The organism is Sphingomonas sp. UNC305MFCol5.2, from assembly GCF_000712135.1.
GTDB lineage: Bacteria > Pseudomonadota > Alphaproteobacteria > Sphingomonadales > Sphingomonadaceae > Sphingomonas.
Window position 1 is genome coordinate 71572 of record NZ_JOOE01000005.1, and the last position, 15427, is coordinate 86998.

The 15427-nt window shown below is 65.8% G+C and carries 19 protein-coding genes; 6 read left to right on the plus strand and 13 right to left on the minus strand.

What is annotated here, in order from left to right; genetic code table 11:
* Window positions 1-53: 53 nt before the first annotated feature.
* The 3 genes from BR78_RS0119665 to BR78_RS0119675 all read right to left on the minus strand — a co-directional run bounded on the left by BR78_RS0119665 (window position 54) and on the right by BR78_RS0119675 (window position 2021).
* Entirely contained in the window at window positions 54-953 is a 900-nt protein-coding gene (locus tag BR78_RS0119665) for a pirin family protein (protein ID WP_029937475.1), read from the minus strand.
* A gap of 79 nt (window positions 954-1032) precedes the next feature.
* Window positions 1033-1740: a glutathione S-transferase gene (locus BR78_RS0119670; protein ID WP_081855870.1), complete on the minus strand. Its 708-nt coding sequence runs from the start codon at window positions 1738-1740 to the stop codon at window positions 1033-1035.
* A complete protein-coding gene (locus BR78_RS0119675; protein ID WP_029937477.1) occupies window positions 1737-2021 on the minus strand; it encodes a BolA family protein in 285 nt (94 codons plus the stop codon). The genes BR78_RS0119670 and BR78_RS0119675 overlap by 4 nt, the downstream gene beginning before the upstream one ends.
* Window positions 2022-2057: 36 nt before the next feature.
* Between BR78_RS0119675 and BR78_RS0119680 the strand changes: the two genes are divergently transcribed.
* Window positions 2058-2675: a J domain-containing protein gene (locus BR78_RS0119680; RefSeq protein ID WP_037567237.1), complete on the plus strand. Its 618-nt coding sequence runs from the start codon at window positions 2058-2060 to the stop codon at window positions 2673-2675.
* Here BR78_RS0119680 and BR78_RS0119685 read toward each other — a convergent pair.
* From BR78_RS0119685 to BR78_RS0119725, 9 genes are read right to left on the minus strand one after another with little or no spacing between them, the layout of a single operon-like run.
* A complete protein-coding gene (locus BR78_RS0119685; RefSeq protein WP_029937479.1) occupies window positions 2672-3331 on the minus strand; it encodes a dihydrofolate reductase family protein in 660 nt (219 codons plus the stop codon). The two genes, BR78_RS0119680 and BR78_RS0119685, sit on opposite strands and share 4 nt — an antisense overlap.
* Window positions 3324-3800, minus strand: a complete 477-nt coding sequence (locus tag BR78_RS0119690) for an SRPBCC family protein (RefSeq protein WP_029937480.1) — start codon at window positions 3798-3800, stop codon at window positions 3324-3326. The genes BR78_RS0119685 and BR78_RS0119690 overlap by 8 nt, the downstream gene beginning before the upstream one ends.
* A gap of 10 nt (window positions 3801-3810) precedes the next feature.
* Window positions 3811-4458 (minus strand): glutathione S-transferase family protein, encoded by a 648-nt coding sequence (locus tag BR78_RS0119695; protein WP_029937481.1) that lies wholly within the window; start codon window positions 4456-4458, stop codon window positions 3811-3813.
* Window positions 4458-5231 (minus strand): VOC family protein, encoded by a 774-nt coding sequence (locus BR78_RS0119700; protein ID WP_029937482.1) that lies wholly within the window; start codon window positions 5229-5231, stop codon window positions 4458-4460. The genes BR78_RS0119695 and BR78_RS0119700 overlap by 1 nt, the downstream gene beginning before the upstream one ends.
* 29 nt (window positions 5232-5260) lie before the next feature.
* Entirely contained in the window at window positions 5261-5623 is a 363-nt protein-coding gene (locus BR78_RS0119705; RefSeq protein ID WP_029937483.1) for a DUF1428 domain-containing protein, read from the minus strand.
* 28 nt (window positions 5624-5651) lie between these two features.
* On the minus strand, window positions 5652-6314 hold the full coding sequence (locus tag BR78_RS0119710; protein WP_029937484.1) for a glutathione S-transferase family protein: 663 nt from the start codon (window positions 6312-6314) through the stop codon (window positions 5652-5654).
* 10 nt (window positions 6315-6324) lie between these two features.
* Window positions 6325-6807: a VOC family protein gene (locus BR78_RS0119715; RefSeq protein ID WP_029937485.1), complete on the minus strand. Its 483-nt coding sequence runs from the start codon at window positions 6805-6807 to the stop codon at window positions 6325-6327.
* A gap of 23 nt (window positions 6808-6830) precedes the next feature.
* Window positions 6831-7271, minus strand: a complete 441-nt coding sequence (locus BR78_RS0119720; protein ID WP_029937486.1) for a VOC family protein — start codon at window positions 7269-7271, stop codon at window positions 6831-6833.
* Between the two features lie 14 nt (window positions 7272-7285).
* Entirely contained in the window at window positions 7286-7999 is a 714-nt protein-coding gene (locus BR78_RS0119725; protein WP_029937487.1) for a DUF899 family protein, read from the minus strand.
* A gap of 74 nt (window positions 8000-8073) precedes the next feature.
* Here BR78_RS0119725 and BR78_RS0119730 point away from each other — a divergent pair, with 74 nt between their 5' ends.
* Window positions 8074-8769 carry a winged helix-turn-helix transcriptional regulator gene (locus BR78_RS0119730; protein WP_029937488.1) on the plus strand — a complete coding sequence of 232 codons (696 nt, stop codon included), beginning with the start codon at window positions 8074-8076 and terminating at the stop codon, window positions 8767-8769.
* 82 nt (window positions 8770-8851) lie between these two features.
* Entirely contained in the window at window positions 8852-9859 is a 1008-nt protein-coding gene (cobS, locus tag BR78_RS0119735; RefSeq protein WP_029937489.1) for a cobaltochelatase subunit CobS, read from the plus strand.
* Here cobS and BR78_RS21115 read toward each other — a convergent pair.
* A complete protein-coding gene (locus BR78_RS21115; RefSeq protein WP_025587523.1) occupies window positions 9856-10638 on the minus strand; it encodes a hypothetical protein in 783 nt (260 codons plus the stop codon). The genes cobS and BR78_RS21115 overlap by 4 nt on opposite strands.
* A gap of 128 nt (window positions 10639-10766) precedes the next feature.
* Here BR78_RS21115 and cobT point away from each other — a divergent pair, with 128 nt between their 5' ends.
* From cobT to BR78_RS0119755, 3 genes are all read left to right on the plus strand, one after another.
* Entirely contained in the window at window positions 10767-12590 is a 1824-nt protein-coding gene (gene cobT, locus BR78_RS0119745) for a cobaltochelatase subunit CobT (protein WP_025587521.1), read from the plus strand.
* Window positions 12591-12592: 2 nt separating this feature from the next.
* Complete coding sequence (locus tag BR78_RS0119750) at window positions 12593-12853, plus strand: ribbon-helix-helix domain-containing protein (protein ID WP_443027691.1); 261 nt, start codon at window positions 12593-12595, stop codon at window positions 12851-12853.
* Window positions 12854-12931: 78 nt separating this feature from the next.
* Window positions 12932-15427 carry a TonB-dependent receptor gene (locus BR78_RS0119755; protein ID WP_025587517.1) on the plus strand — a complete coding sequence of 832 codons (2496 nt, stop codon included), beginning with the start codon at window positions 12932-12934 and terminating at the stop codon, window positions 15425-15427.

Below are 15427 nucleotides of genomic sequence, written 5' to 3' on the forward strand. Positions count from 1 at the left end.
CATCGGCCCCCGAGGCATAGCGCGCCTTGCGCCGGCAGACGCTGAGCCTGGTCCTAGGGATAGCTCACCGTCTTCGGCACTTCGGGGATCGGGATCCATTCCTTGTCGTCGCCGGGGACCTTGGGGAAGTTGCCGGCCTGCCAGTCTTCTTTGGCTTGGTTGATCCGGTCGCGGCTCGACGAGACGAAGTTCCACCAGACGTGGCGCGGCGTCTTGAATGCCTCGCCACCGCACAGCATCACCCGTGCGCCCTGCGCCGAGCGCAAGGTCGCGGCGATGCCGGGGCGCAGTACATAGAGCGTCATCGGTGCCAGCTGCATGCCGTCGAGGCTCGCCTCGCCCATCGACACATAGACGGCCCGCTCGTCGGCACCGGCATCGATCGGGATGCTGCCGCCCGGCTCGAGGGCGATATCGGCATAGATCGTCCCGGCATAAGTGGTGGTCGGTGCGGCGGTGCCCCAGAGCTCGCCCATGATGATCCGGGCAGTGGCGCCGCCGGATTGCACCACCGGCAAGTCCGCCGCGGCGACATGCTCGAAGCCGGGATCGCGCTCCTCGTCGCGCTCGGGCAAAGCGAGCCAGGTCTGGATGCCCGAAAGTTCGGGGCCGATCGCGCGTTCGGCCGAGGGCGAGCGCTCCGAATGGACGATGCCGCGGCCGGCAGTCATGAGGTTCACCGCCCCGGGCTCGATTGTCGCGAAGGTGCCCAGCGAATCGCGATGATCGATCGCACCCGCATAGAGATAGGTCACCGTGGCGAGATTGATGTGCGGATGCGGGCGCACGTCGATGCCGGTGCCGACCTCGAGCTGCGCCGGGCCCATCTGGTCGAAGAAGATGAAGGGCCCGACCATCGTCCGCGGCCGCGAGGGCAAGGTGCGGTGTACCTTGAAGCCCCCCAGGTCATGGGTGGTGGGCTCGATCGTCTGGATGATGAGGTCTTCGGTCATGCTGCCCTCCGTTCGGGCCTCGAAATAGCCGGTCGGCATGGGTCGGGACAGCCACAGTTTGGAAAGGGTGACTTTCCGATCAGGCGGCATCGAGCTCGGGATAGTGGCGGAAGATGCCGTCGGTGTTGAAGCCGATCCGCCGGTCGCTGGCGCAATAATCGTGGATGCCGGGGAGTTGCGCGACGCGGTCGCGGATCGCGATGAGCTTGGGATACGCGCCTTCGATCGCCTTCATCCGCTTCGGGAACATGTAGTGCAGCCCCTCGATCAGCTGGAAGATCGAAGTGTCGCCGTAGCTCCAGCGGTTCCCGGTCAGCCATTCGCCCTCGACCGAGCGTTCGAACCAGCCGAGGAACTTGGGCATGCGCTTCTCGCGAAACTCCTCGGCAAAGCGGGCGGCCTCTGGCCTCTGGTCCTCGTAATAGAGCCCGGTACCGACCGGGTGGTGCACCTGGTGCACTTCGGCGATGAAATCGGTGATGGTGAGCTGCACTTCGTGGAGCCAGCGCCGCCCGGCCTCATCCGAAGGCGCGATGCGGTGCCGCTCGCCAAGATAGAGCAGGATGTTGGCGACCTGCGCGATCACCTGCGTGCCGGTATCGAGATAGGGCGGCGCGAAGGGCGGGCGGTGCTCCCGCGCCTCCATGTCGGCGATCAGCGCATCCGAACCCCGCTCGCGGGCCATGTCGACATAAGCGATGTCGCCCGCTTCCATCGCCAGCCTGACGAACTCGCCCCGCCCCTGGATCTCGGCCCAGTACCAGAGCTTGTACGTCGTCATGCTCATTCTCCCGGTGCGCGGGCCCTGATTGCAAGCGCGTGGATGCGGCCAGCGAGCAGATCGGCGAGCGCGTTGTTGATCAATCGCTGCCGCTGAACGCGCGAAAGCCCGGTAAAGGCCCCGCTCTCCACCACCACCGTCCAGTGCGATTCGCCGGTGCCGTCGTCGCCGAGATGGCCGGCGTGATGGTGGCTGTCGTTGATCACGTCGAGCTGCGTCGGGGCGAGCGCGGCCGTGAGACGAGATGCGATGATGTCGGCGAGTCCGCCGCTGGCAGGGTCGGTCATCGCGCCTATATAGTCCGTTTGTTCGAGGGAGGTAGCGTGGCTGACGCACAGCCGAAAAAGGATCGACCCAATGCCCGTTTCCACGGTCGCGTGGAGGCGCAGGGGCGGCTGTGCGCCGAGCCGGGCTGTGCAGAGCCGGGCGAATTCCGCGCGCCCCCGCTCGAAGGCACCGGCCGTGCGGGCGACGGCCCGCCGCCGTTCCGCTGGCTGTGCCTCGAGCATGTCCGTGCGTTCAATTCGGGCTACAACTTCTTCAAGGGGATGAGCCCCGACGAGATCCACGACGCGCAACGCCCCTTTGCCGGCTGGGAGCGCGAGACGCGTGCCTTCAACGCCACCGGCGGTGCCGATCGTCCGCCGCGCTGGGCCGATTTCTCCGATCCGCTGGACGCGATCGGCGCGCGCTTCCGCGAACGGATGAAGGACCGCGCCGAACGCAAGGACGGCAAGCCGCTATCGGGCAAGGACCGCGAGGCGATGCGCACCCTCGCGCTGGAGATCGACGCCGACCGGATGGCGCTCAGGAAACGCTATTCGGAGCTGGTGCGGCGCTTCCACCCCGATCGCAACGGGGGCGACCGCGGCCATGAGGCGCAGCTGCAGGACGTCATCGCCGCCTATCAGCACCTCAGGAGCGCGCCGGCCTTCGCCTAGCCCTCGCGCTTCATCCGTTCCTGCCGGGCCTGTTCGCGCGCGCTCGGTTCGGACATCTGGAAGCTGCCGATCGGCACCTCGCCCGCCGGCTCGTACGTCGCCATCGCCACGCCGGTGGTGCTCGTCTGGTGCTCGACCAGCTTGAGCGCGAAGGGCGGCGTGCCGTCCCCGAACAGCCGCTTGCCGCTGCCCAGCACCACCGGAAACGTCATCACGAACAGCCGGTCGACAAGGCCCGCCTCGAACAGCCCCGGATAGAGCGTGCTGCTGCCCTGGATCAGGATGTCCGGTCCTTCGCCCGCCTTGATGCCGGCAACCGAGTCGATGCTGCCGACATGATGGCTGTTCTGCCACTCGAGCGGCTCGGTGCCGCGAGTCAGGACATATTTGTTGGCCTTGTCGAACGCCGGCCCGATCGGATCGTCGGGGCCGACATAGGGCCAATGCGCGGCGAAGATCTCATAGGTCTTGCGCCCGAGCAGCAAGTCGAACGGGCCGCCGAACATTGCGCCCATCGCATTGCCCATCGCCTCGTCCCAGTAGGTCGCGGACCAGCCGCCGAGCGCGAAGCCGCCCGTCCAGTCCTCGGTCGGTCCGCCCGGCGCCTGCATCACGCCGTCGAGAGACTGGAACACGCCGCCGATCAGCTTACGCATCGACGGTCTCCGCGATCCGCTTCGCCACCACCTCGAGCTGATCGGCCACGACACCCCAGCCCTGTTCGAAGCCCATCAATTTGTGCTGCTCATAGGTCTCGTCGGACCAGTGGCGCGCACTGCCGCGGTAGCGGGTCTTGTCGCCCTCGGGGGTGAACTCCCAGGTCCCGACCATGAACGGACCGCTCGGCACCCAGCCCTGCTTGAAGGCATCGGTGGAGACGATCCTGCGGCCCGGAATGGCCTCGAGGATCACGCCCTCGATCACATTCTCCTCGCCATCGGGACCACGCATGATCATCGCGGTACGGCCGCCGGGGCGGAGGTCCTGCTCGATCAACTCGGTGGTCCAGGGCTTCGGACACCACCATTCCTCGAGATGGTCGGTCCAGGCCTTCCACACTGCGTCGATCGGCGCGTCGATGAGCTTCTCGACCGAAAGCTCGCGGGTTTCGTCGTTGGCGGGCATGTCTCTCTCCTCAGTCTCTATCGGGCGCGCCCAACGGGAAATAGGCGCGATAGGGGCGAGCCTCGTCGACCGCGCGCACGACCGAGGGCCGGGCGAGCAATCGGGCGCGATAGGCGCGCAAATTGACCAGCGCCTCGGGGATCGGATCGACCCAGTCGGCGTAGAACAGCGCCGGCGCGGCGGCGCAGTCGGCGAGCGAAAAGACGTCCGCCGCCGCCCATTCGCGGCCCTCGAGCCACGTCTCCAGCCAGGCGTAGATCTTCTGCAACGCCGCCTTTGCCTGCTCGACCTCGATCGGGTCGTGCCGCTCCGGGCCGCGCAATGCGTCCGCCACTACCCGATTCATCTGGTTCATCACGTGATTGTCGAAGATGCGATCGAGCATTCGCGCTTCGAGCGCCGCGTCGCCCTCGGGAAGGAAGGCGACCGCGCCGGGATGGAAACGCTGGAGGTGCTCGATGATAACGCTCGATTCCATCACCGGACGGCCAGCGTCGACGAGCAGCGGAAACTTGCCCGGCGGCCACAGCCGGGCAAGTTCGGCCGCGTTCGCCGGATCCTCGATCATCCGATACGCGAACGGCGTATCGTTCTCGTAGAGCGGGATCAGCACTTTCCAGCAATAAGACGAGAAGGGATGCGCGTAGAGTTCGAGCATCAGCGCGAACCCACCACGCCGAATTTCGCGCCCTGCGGATCTTTCGCGTAGATCACGAAGTCACCGCCGGGCACTTCCATCGGCTCCTGGACGATGCTGCCGCCGGCGTCCTCGATGCGCTGCTTCGCTTCGTCGATGTCGCCGACGCGGAAGAAATAGTTCCAGCCCGGCGTCTCGCCCGGAGGCGCCTTCATCACCCCGCCGATCACGCCGCCGTCATGGCTGAGGAAGCTGTAATCGCCCATCTCGCCCATTGGCATCACGCCGTCCTTCGTCCAGCCGAACTGGTCGCCGTAGAAAGCGAGCGCAGCCTGATCGTCGCTCGTCTGGAGCTCGTTCCATTCGCCGTGCCCGGGCGCCATGCGCTTGAAGGACGTGCTACCCTCGGGGCTCGAACCCCTCATCACATAAAAGACTACACCTTGCGGATCGGCGACCATCGCCATCCGGCCCACGCCCTCCAGGGTGGTGGGCGGCATGTGGATGCTGCCGCCCGCCGCAGCGACCTTTTCGGCAGCGGCATCGACATCGTCCACGCCGATATAGCTGAACCAGCGCGGCTCCGGCGGCGCGCCCGCAGGAGTCTTCATCATGCCGGCGACGCCCTGCCCGTCGGGCGCGAGATAGACGTGATAGTCACCGGTTCCCTCGGCAGTGCCGCCAGGGCAGCCGCCGTCCTGCCAGCCGATCACCTTCTGGTAGAAGGCGCCCGCGGCGTCGGGATCGCCGGTGATCAGCTCATACCAGATCGGCGTTCCATGCGGATTGCTCATGATGAATCTCCTTCGGGTGCGTCGATTGCTCAGTCCTGGCCTTCGTCGACGATCGGCTCGAATCCGCCCCAGAACATGCGCTTGCCGTCGAAGGGCATGCTCTCCATGTCCGGCTTCATCCGCTCGTCGGCCATCACCTTTTCCCAGCCGGCGTCACGCGCCTCTTTCGAAGGCCAGATGATCCACGAGAAGACGACATTCTCGCCCTCTTCGGCCTTCACGGCCATGTAGAAGTCGGTGGTCGTCCCGCGCGGCAGATCGTTGCCCCAGGCTTCCATCACGCGGGTGGCGCCGTATTCCTGAAAGACCTTCGAGGCCTTGGCCGCCATCGCACGATATGCTTCCTTCTTGCCTTCGGGTACGGGCAGGACAAATCCGTCTAGATAGGACATCGTCTCTCTCCTCTTTTGTGCGTGGCGCTCAGGCGGCCACAGGCTCCGGTTCTTCGAAATCGGCGAACTGCGCCGCCAATGCGCGCTGGAAGGCTGGGCGCGCCTCGCCGCGCGCCTGATAAGCGGCGAGCGTCGGGAATTGCTCGACCAGCCCGGTGCCGCGCAGGATACGCAGCACGGTCACCATCATCAGGTCGCCCGCAGTGAAGCGCTCCTCGAGCCATTCCCGATTCCCCAGATGATCGGCGAGCCGCTGGAGCCGGCCCTGGACCATCTTGACCACCTCGGGCCGCCGCATTTTAGCCCAGTCCTCGCCGGCGCTGAACAAGTCGATCGCGGACAGCTGCTGGACATGGGGCTCGATGCTGTTGAGCGCCGCGATCACCCAGGCGGTGGCGCGGGCACGGGCGGCCGGATCGGACGGCAGCAGCGCCTCGCTCGACTGGCCGATATGGAGCACGATCGCACCCGATTCGAACAGGCTGACATGTTCGTCGCGGTAGCTCGGCACCTGGCCGAAGGGCTGTTCGACGAAATAGTCCGCCGGACGTTCGCCCCGGGGATCGAGCTTGCGCACTGCATAGCCTTTCCCCGCTTCCTCCAGCGCCCAGCGGACGCGGAGGTCGCGGACGAGGCCGCGGGCGAAATCGGGCACCCAGCAAAAGGCGCTGATGGTTGGTTGGCCGGTCATGTTTCCCTCCTCAGGCCGCTGCCGCGGCGCGTTCGATCGTAGCGATGTCGATCTTGCGCATCTGCATCATCGCATCCATCGCGCGCTTTCCGGCGGCGGGGTCGGGATTGTCGAAGACGAGCTCGATCAGCCTTTTGGGCGTGACCTGCCAGTTGACTCCCCATTTGTCCTTGCACCAGCCACACGCGCTTTCCGCGCCGCCATTGCCGACGATCGCGTTCCAGAACTTGTCGGTCTCTTCCTGGCTGTCGGTGGGGATCACGAAGCTCACTGCCTCGGTTTGCGGAAAGTTCGAACCGCCGTTGAGGCCGATGAATTTCTGCCCGAGCAATTCGAACTCGACGACGATCACCTCGCCCTCCTTTTGCGAGGGCGTGTCGGCGGGCGTGCGCTGGACCCGGGTGATGCGGCTGTTGGGAAGCAGCGAGACATAGAAGTTCGCGGCTTCCTCGGCGGTATAATTATACCAGATGCAGGTGGTTAGCTTGTCCATTTTACCTCTCCTGTTTCGGTCGATCAGGCCGGCTCGTGGGCGGGGCCTTCGGGGAAGGCCGCCATTGCGGCTTCCATGTCCATGAACATCGGTTCGAAGATGTGGCCGTCGGGATCCTCGAAGGAGCGTCCGTACATGAAGCCCATGTCCTGCTTCTCCCGGATATCGGCCTTGCCGCCTGCGGCTGCCGCCGCCTCGACGATCGCGTCGACCGCCGCGCGGCTGTCGCGCGAGATAGCGATCAACACTTCGGTCGTCGCATGTGCGTCGGCGATCTGCTTCGGCGTGAACGTTTTGAAGAAGTCCTGCGACAGGATCATGAACACGATCTCGTCCGAAAGCTGCATCGCGCTCGCGGCTTCATTGCTGAAGCGCAAATCCTTGGTGCAGCCGATCGCCTCGTAAAAGGCAGTCGACTTGGCCACGTCCTTCACGGGCAGGTTCACGAAGATCATCTGCGGCATCGTTCTTCTCCTTTTCAGTTCGTCGGGTAGGTGAGCGACGGGTACCAGTCTGCACCGCGTCCTTCGGGGGTGGAGTCGAGAATCGTCCAAAGCGGCATCAAATCGGGTGCGCCGCGCGGGTCCTGCCCGGGGTCCGCGGTGCTGTCGTCCATCTCTCCCGCCCAGAATAACCGGATGGTGCCGTCGCGGCGAGAAAAGACGAGGAACTGCGGAATGTCGCCACCGTCGGGGGCCAACGCGCCAAAATCGCGGCTGAACGTCTGCGCCGCGTCCGAATAGAGCGGCAAATGCCGCCAGCCGCGCTCCTCGGCAAAGGCGCAGAGCTTGTCGAGCGGTGAGCGCGCCGTCACCGCGAGCGCGATGCGCTGCTGGATGTCGAGCGCCTCGCCTTCCCATGCCGAGAGCAACGACGTGCACATCGGGCACGGCCGTTCCCGCTGGGGCCCGAACATCCATGTATAGATGACGAGTGTGTCCTTGTCGCCGAACAGCTCGGCCAGGGTCACGGGGCCCTCGGGGCCTTCGAAGCTGTATTCGCGCGTGACCTCCGGGCCGGCCGGGAGCGCGCGGCGCTGCTCGGCGACCTGCTCGATATGCCGGCGCAACGCGATCTCCTCGGCCAGCAGCGCCGTGCGCGCGGCACGATATTCGTCGCTTTCGCCGGGCCAGCGCGCCTTGCAGCGCGCCGCCAATACCGCAGCCGGGGGCAGGATCGTTTCGACCGTCATGCAAACCTCCGCTTTTAGAGTGTCGCGAATCGCTTCCTTGATCTTGATGCGCGACTCAGTTATAAAAAGCAACCATGGAGTCACAAAAAATAACTAACCCTGATCTCGGCCAGATGCGGCGCTGGTATCGCGATGCCTGCGGAACGGCGCTGGCGATGGATTTGATCGGCGAGCGCTGGGCGTTGCTGATCGTGCGCGAACTGCTGCTGGGCCCAAGGCGCTTCGGCGAGATTCGCGGGGCGCTGGACGGACTGAGCGCCAACATCCTGACCCAGCGGCTCGCGGGGCTGGAAAAGGCCGGCATATTGCGCCGCCGCGCTTTGCCCTCCCCCGCCAATGCGCAGGTCTATGAGCTCACCAAATGGGGCCGCGCGCTCGAGGATCCGATCTTCGCACTCAGCCGCTGGGCGGCGGGATCGCCCGCGCACGACGTGACGCTGCCACTGAGCAACACCGCCTTCATGCTCTCGCTGCGCACGATGATGGACCACAGGGCCGATCCCGACTTCGCGCCCGATCTAGGCTTCCGTGTCGGCGGCGAACCATTCCGCGCGCAAATCGTAAACGGGATGCTCGAGATCGAGCGGCGCGCGCCCGAGGGCGCCGAAGTGATCTTCGCCGGCGAACCCACGAATCTCGCGGCGACCTTTTACGGCCGCGATCCGCTGACCGAGTCGATGCGCGAGGGCCGCGTGACCGTGACGGGCGATATTGTGCTCGGGCAACGCTTCATCGATCTGTTTGGCCTTCCCGTCTTCTCCAACGACTGATAGGCGGAGGCCCCCTGCGCTTTGACGTTGCGGTGCGGCAAACTGCCCACTAACTCGCAAGGCGTTCTTGCAGGAAGCGATGATGGCCGACATCCCCAACACCCAGCCCGACAGTCGCGAGACGACGATCCTCGATGCGCCCGACAAGATGGTGAAGGTGCGTGACCTGTTCGGAATCGATTCGGACATGGAATGCCCGGCGTTCAGCGAGGCCGACGAGCGCGTCCCCGATCTCGACCCCGCTTACGTGTTCGACGCGGACACCACGCTCGCGGTGCTCGCCGGATTCGCGCACAATCGCCGCGTGATGATCCAGGGTTATCACGGCACCGGCAAGTCGACGCATATCGAGCAGGTCGCCGCCCGCCTCAACTGGCCGTGCATCCGCATCAATCTCGACGCGCATATCAGCCGTATCGACCTGATCGGCCGCGACGCGATCGTGCTCAAGGACGGCCAGCAGGTCACCGAGTTCCGCGAGGGCCTGCTCCCCTGGGCGATCCAGACCCCGACCGCACTCGTGTTCGACGAGTATGACGCCGGCCGCCCGGACGTGATGTTCGTGATCCAACGCGTGCTCGAGACCGAGGGCAAGCTCACGCTGCTCGACCAGAATCGCGTGATTCGCCCGAACCCGTGGTTCCGCCTGTTCGCCACCGCCAACACCGTCGGTCTCGGCGACACCAGCGGGCTCTATCACGGCACCCAGCAGATCAACCAGGGCCAGATGGACCGCTGGAACGTGGTGGTGACGCTCAACTATCTCCCCGCCGCAGTCGAAGCGCAGATCGTGCTCGCCAAGTCGGGCGAATACGACAAGCCGGGCGGCAAGGAAGTCGTCGAGAACATGGTTCGCGTCGCCGATCTGACACGGAAAGGCTTCGTCAACGGCGACATCTCGACCGTGATGAGCCCGCGCACGGTGATCACCTGGGCACAGAACGCACTGATCTTCGGCGATGTCGGCTTCGCCTTTCGCCTGTCGTTCCTCAACAAATGCGATGAGGCGGAGCGCGCGCAGGTCGCCGAATATTATCAGCGCGTGTTCGGCAAGGACCTGCCCGAGAGCGTGGTGAGCAAGACCGCCTAGGCGAGCTTGCGGCCGAAGGTGCGCGGGGCCGGCGCCGCCGGTGCGCCCATCGCTTCGCCCTGCCCGCCATTGAGTTCGCGCAGCCGCGCCGCGATGCGCTGGTCGAAGGTGGCGGTATTGACGTCCGAAGCGCTCGTCTCGGGCTCCGCGGCGAGCACATCGGCGACGCGTCGGCGGAGGAACTTCCGCAGCCCGAACACGAATATCCCGCCGATCAGCAGCGCCGGCAGGAAGAAGGCGAAAGTCCAGCCGGCGCCTACCTTCGCTGCGGTGCCGGTTGCCGGATCCCCGCTCTTGCCCCGCGCATGCGCCATGCCGCGAACACGCGCCCGGAGCTGTTCGTTCGTTTCGCCGGGGAGCCGCTCGATCTCGTTGGCGCTTTTTGGCCGCACCGCGATCTTCGCAGAATAGTCGGCGCGATACGTCGCCGTGGGATCCATCCCGAGCTCGACGGTAAGCATCGTGAGCTCAGCGCCGCCCAGCTTCACATAGCGATCGCCATTGTAGAGCACGAAGCTCGGCTCGGCGGGATAGATCTCGGCGCCGTCGCGCACCTGATAGAAAGCGCCGAGGTCGTAATATTTGCCGTCGTGGAAATAGGTGCCGGTGTCGGGCAGGTCATAGACCTTGTCGATCTTCTCGGCATAGCCGCTGCTCCCGCCGAAGCCGCCAAAGCTACCGAAACGGATGCGCCGCCGCGCCTCGGCGGGTTCGGCCAGCGCGACGAACAGTGTCACGGCGCCCATCATCGCCAGTACGAACTTGCCGCATGCCTGCATCTGCCGTCCCCAAAGCCGATCCCTGCATGATGCTGAAGGTTGATTAGCATTTCGCTAAGCGGTGCTCGTGCCGCCCGGAAGAGCTGAGCGCGATTGATTTCGTGCGCCCATCCCGCCACATGACCTGCGTGGCAGCCGATTCCCCCCTTGAGCAGCTTCGCAACGTGCTGGGCGGCACTGCGCGCGCGCTTTCGGGCGAGGCGGAGGCCGAGCTCGCTTTCACTTCCGAGGCGCCGCGCCAGGACGGACGCAGCATCAAGGTGCCGATGCCGTCGCGCACGCTGCCTGCCGAGCAGGTCGCCGAGGCGCGCGGCTTCGCCGACGGCTTCGCGCTGCGGCTCAAGCACCACGATACGGGCCTGCACCAGCGCGGCGCGCCGGGCGAACCGGTGGCGCGCGCGGTGTTCGACGCGATCGAAACGGCGCGAGTCGAGGCACTCGGCTCGCGTGGCTATGCCGGCATCGCCGCCAATCTGGAGCATTCGCTCGGCGTGCGACTGCGGGCCGATCCGATCGCCCGCGCGCGCAACCGCGAGGAAGTGCCGCTGTCCACCGCGCTTGGGCTGATGGTTCGCGAGCGGCTGACCGGGCTCGAGGCGCCTGCCAGCGCGGCGATGGGCATGGCGCTGATCCGCGACTGGGTCGAGGAGCGCGCCGGCAAGGATCTCGACGCGCTCGCGCTGACGATCGACGACCAGCAGGCTTTCGCCAGCCTCGCCACCAAATTGCTCCAGGACCTCGAGCTCGTCGAAGGCGACATGATCCCGGACGAGGCCGATGACGGCGGCGGCGAGGACGAAGGCACCGACGAGCAGGACGAGCCCGGCGACGAGGACGGCGACAGCGACGCGCAGCAGGGCGAAGGCGAAGTCGAGGCGCGCGGCGAGCAACGCGAATCCGACGAGGCGGAAGGCGAGGACAGCCAGTCCGAGGCAATGGACGAGGCCGATGGCGAGCCGGGCGACGATGGCGAGGAGGGCATGATGCCCACCCGCCCCAATCGCCCGTGGAGCGACTTGCCGCCACAGTTCGAATATCGCCCCTATACGACCCAGTTCGACGAAGTGATCGCGGCGACCGAATTGTGCGATGCCGAGGAGCTCGATCGGCTGCGTTCGTATCTCGACCAGCAGCTCGTCCATCTGCAGGGCGCAGTGACCAAGCTCGCCAACCGGCTCCAGCGCCGGCTGATGGCGCAGCAGTCGCGCAGCTGGGATTTCGACCAGGACGAAGGGCTGCTCGACGCCGCGCGGCTGGCGCGCGTGGTGGTCAACCCGATGCAGTCGCTGTCGTACAAGATCGAACGCGACACCGAGTTCCGCGATACCGTCGTCACGTTGCTGATCGACAATTCGGGCTCGATGCGCGGGCGGCCTATCTCGATCGCGGCGATCAGCGCCGACATCCTGGCCCGCACGCTCGAGCGAGTCGGCGTCAAGACTGAGATTCTCGGCTTCACGACGCGGGCATGGAAAGGCGGGCAGGCGCGCGAGAAATGGCTGGCGGAAGGGCGCCCCGCCCAGCCCGGCCGGCTCAACGATATCCGCCACATCGTCTACAAGCAGGCCGACGAGCCGTGGCGCCGCGCCAAGAAGTCGCTCGGGCTGATGATGCGCGAGGGGCTGCTCAAGGAGAATATCGACGGCGAGGCGTTGCTCTGGGCGCATCACCGGATGATCGGGCGGCCCGAGGAACGCAAGATCCTGATGGTGATCTCCGACGGCGCGCCGGTCGACGATTCGACGCTGTCGGTGAATTCGGGGTCCTATCTCGAGCGCCATCTGCGCCAGGTGATCGGCTGGATCGAAGCGCGATCGCCGGTCGAGCTGGTCGCGATCGGCATCGGGCACGACGTGACGCGCTATTACAGCCGCGCAGTAACGATCATGGACGCCGAGCAGCTGGCCGGCACGATGGTCGAGCAGCTGGCGGCATTGTTCGATACGGAATGAAGGTGGATCCGCCCACCGGCGGATTCGTGGGGCCGGTGAAACGGTCCGTGACCATCGCGGGGCACCAGACCTCGATCAGCCTCGAGCCGATCTTCTGGGAGCGGCTGGAAGCCGAAGCCGTCATGCGCGCCCTGCCGCTCAACGCTCTGATCGCCGCGATCGACCATGCCCGGATCCAGGCCGAAGACCCTCCCAACCTGGCGAGCGCGTTGCGGACATGGCTGGTCGCGCAGCCTGTTCGCGACATTTTGCGACAAAGTTGATAATCGCTCGCAATATCGTTGACTCTGAGAACGCTTCGCAATAGCTCGCCGCGTAACGACACCTACAGGGGGACTTTCGTGACGCGTTCCACGCCCGCCGCATCGCCGGCATTCCTTGCACTCGCCTGCGTCGGCTTCATCGCCAGCGCGCCGGCTCATGCGGGACCCGATGGACCCGACGGTCCGGCCGCCGACAATGACGAGCAGGATCGCGGCCAGATCGTCGTCACCGGCCAGCGGCAGGAACTCGTGGGGCCCAAGGCGACTGCGAAACTCGCCAACACCCCGCGCTCGGTGGTGGTGCTCCCCGAGGAGGTGATCGAGCAGACCGGTTCGGCGAGCCTCGCCGAAGCACTGCGTACCGTTCCCGGCATCACCTTCGGCGCGGCCGAGGGCGGCAATCCGATCGGCGACCGTCCCTTCATCCGCGGCTTCGACAGCCAGGGCAGCAGCTTCGTCGACGGCGTCCGCGACGTGGCGGCGCAAACCCGCGAAGTGTTCGCCGTCGAGCAGGTCCAGATCGTCCGCGGATCGGACTCGACCCTGGGCGGGCGCGGCAGCGCGGGCGGCTCGATCAACGTCGTCACCAAGCTTCCGGTTACCGGCAGCTTCGTCAAGGGATCGGCCAGCTTCGGCACCGCCGATTACAAGCGCGCCACGCTCGACGTGAACCAGCAGCTCACCGACACGATCGGCGTGCGCGTGGCAGCGATGTGGCACGATCAGGATGTCGCCGGCCGCGACGCGATCTGGTCGCGCCGCTGGGGCGTCGCGCCCTCGCTCACCTTGGGCCTCGGCACCGATACAAGGCTGACGATCGCTTATTATTATCTCGAGAGCCACGAGCTCCCCGACAGCGGCATTTCGTTCCTCTACACGCTCGCCAACGCGCCCGGCACCGGCGAGATCTATTCGGAGCCCGCGATCGGCGACATCACAACCATCGCCGGCGTCACCGGCCATGTCGGCCGCAGCACCTATTACGGACTCAAGGCGCGCGACTTCCGTGACGCGACCACCAACCAGGCCACGCTGCGCGTCGAGCATGATTTCGGCGGCGTCACGCTGCGCAACACCGCGCGCTACAGCCGTAACGACCAGGCCTATATCTTCCTGCTGCCCGACGACAGCCAGGGCAATGTCTACGGCACCGCGACAACCAACCCGACTACGGGAGACGCCGGCGCGCGCGGCGACGTGCTGACCGGCGGCTATGTCTGGCGCCGCGGCAACACCCGGCACGGCTATACCGAGGCGCTGACCAACCAGACCGACCTGTACGGCACGTTCGATACCGGCTCGGTGAAGCACAGCTTCGCGGTCGGCGCCGAGATCAGCTGGGAAAAGGCGCGCCGCGGCACCTTCGTCTCCGCCTCCGGCTCGACGGTCAGCCCGCGCTGCAATGCCGCTACGATCGCGCGCTTTTATTGCACCAGCCTGTTCGATCCCAACCCGAATGACCCCTGGGTCAATTATGCGAGCGACACGTCGAGCGCCGTCACGCCGATCGTCAAGGGCGCCCCGATCACCGAGACGCAGAACGATGCGAGCACGGCGTCGGTCTACGGCTTCGATTCGATCACGCTCGTGCCCTCGCTGCTGCTCAATCTCGGCGTGCGCTTCGATCGGTTCAAATCGACGGTGACACCAGGGCAGGCAGCGACCGCCACCAGCACCTTCTCGCTCAGCCGGACCGACAATCTGTTCAATTGGCAGGCGGGACTGGTGTTCAAGCCGACTTCGAGCACCAGCCTCTACGCCAGCTATGCGACGGCCGCGACGCCGCCGAACAGCCTGCTCGGCGAGGGGCAGGAAGGCAACGGGCTCGGCACCACCAACACCAGCCAGGCGCTAGCATTGCTCGACAGCTTGAAGGTCGAGAAGACCAAGTCATACGAAGTGGGCGCCAAGGCCGCGTTGTTCGACGAGCAGCTCTCGCTCACTCTCGCCGCTTTCCAGACCGACACCGACAATGCCCGCGTCACCGGCCCGGACAACACGATCGAGTTCGTCGGCAAGCGCCGCATCCGCGGTGTCGAGTTCAACTTCAACGGCAACGTCGCCAAATGGCTGACGGTGTTCGGTGGCTACACGCATCTTGACCCCAAGATCGTCGATGGCGGCTATACCGTGCTCACTGCCCCCGCGGTGGGGACCCAGGCGGCGAAGCCGGTGCTCGTGCCCTCGGTCAACACCGGGAGGCAGGCGACGCAGACGGCGAAGGACAGCTTCACGCTCTGGGCCGATCTCAAGCCGACCAGCCGGCTCAGCATCGGCGGCGGCGCCTTCTACACCAGTCGCGTATTCGGCGGGTACCAGGACAATCGCAGCGCGACGCAGACCACGGGCGGCGTGGTGACCGTCGTCCCCGCGACCAAGACCGTGCTGCGCACGATCCCCGAATATTGGCGCTTCGACGCGCGACTGGGTTATAAAATCAGCGACCAGGTGGAGCTTAGCGTCAACGTGAACAACATCACCGACGAAACCTATTTCACGCAGGCCTATACCTCGCATTATGCCGCGATCGCGCCGGGCCGCTCGGCCTTTGCGACGATCGGGTTCAAGTTCTGA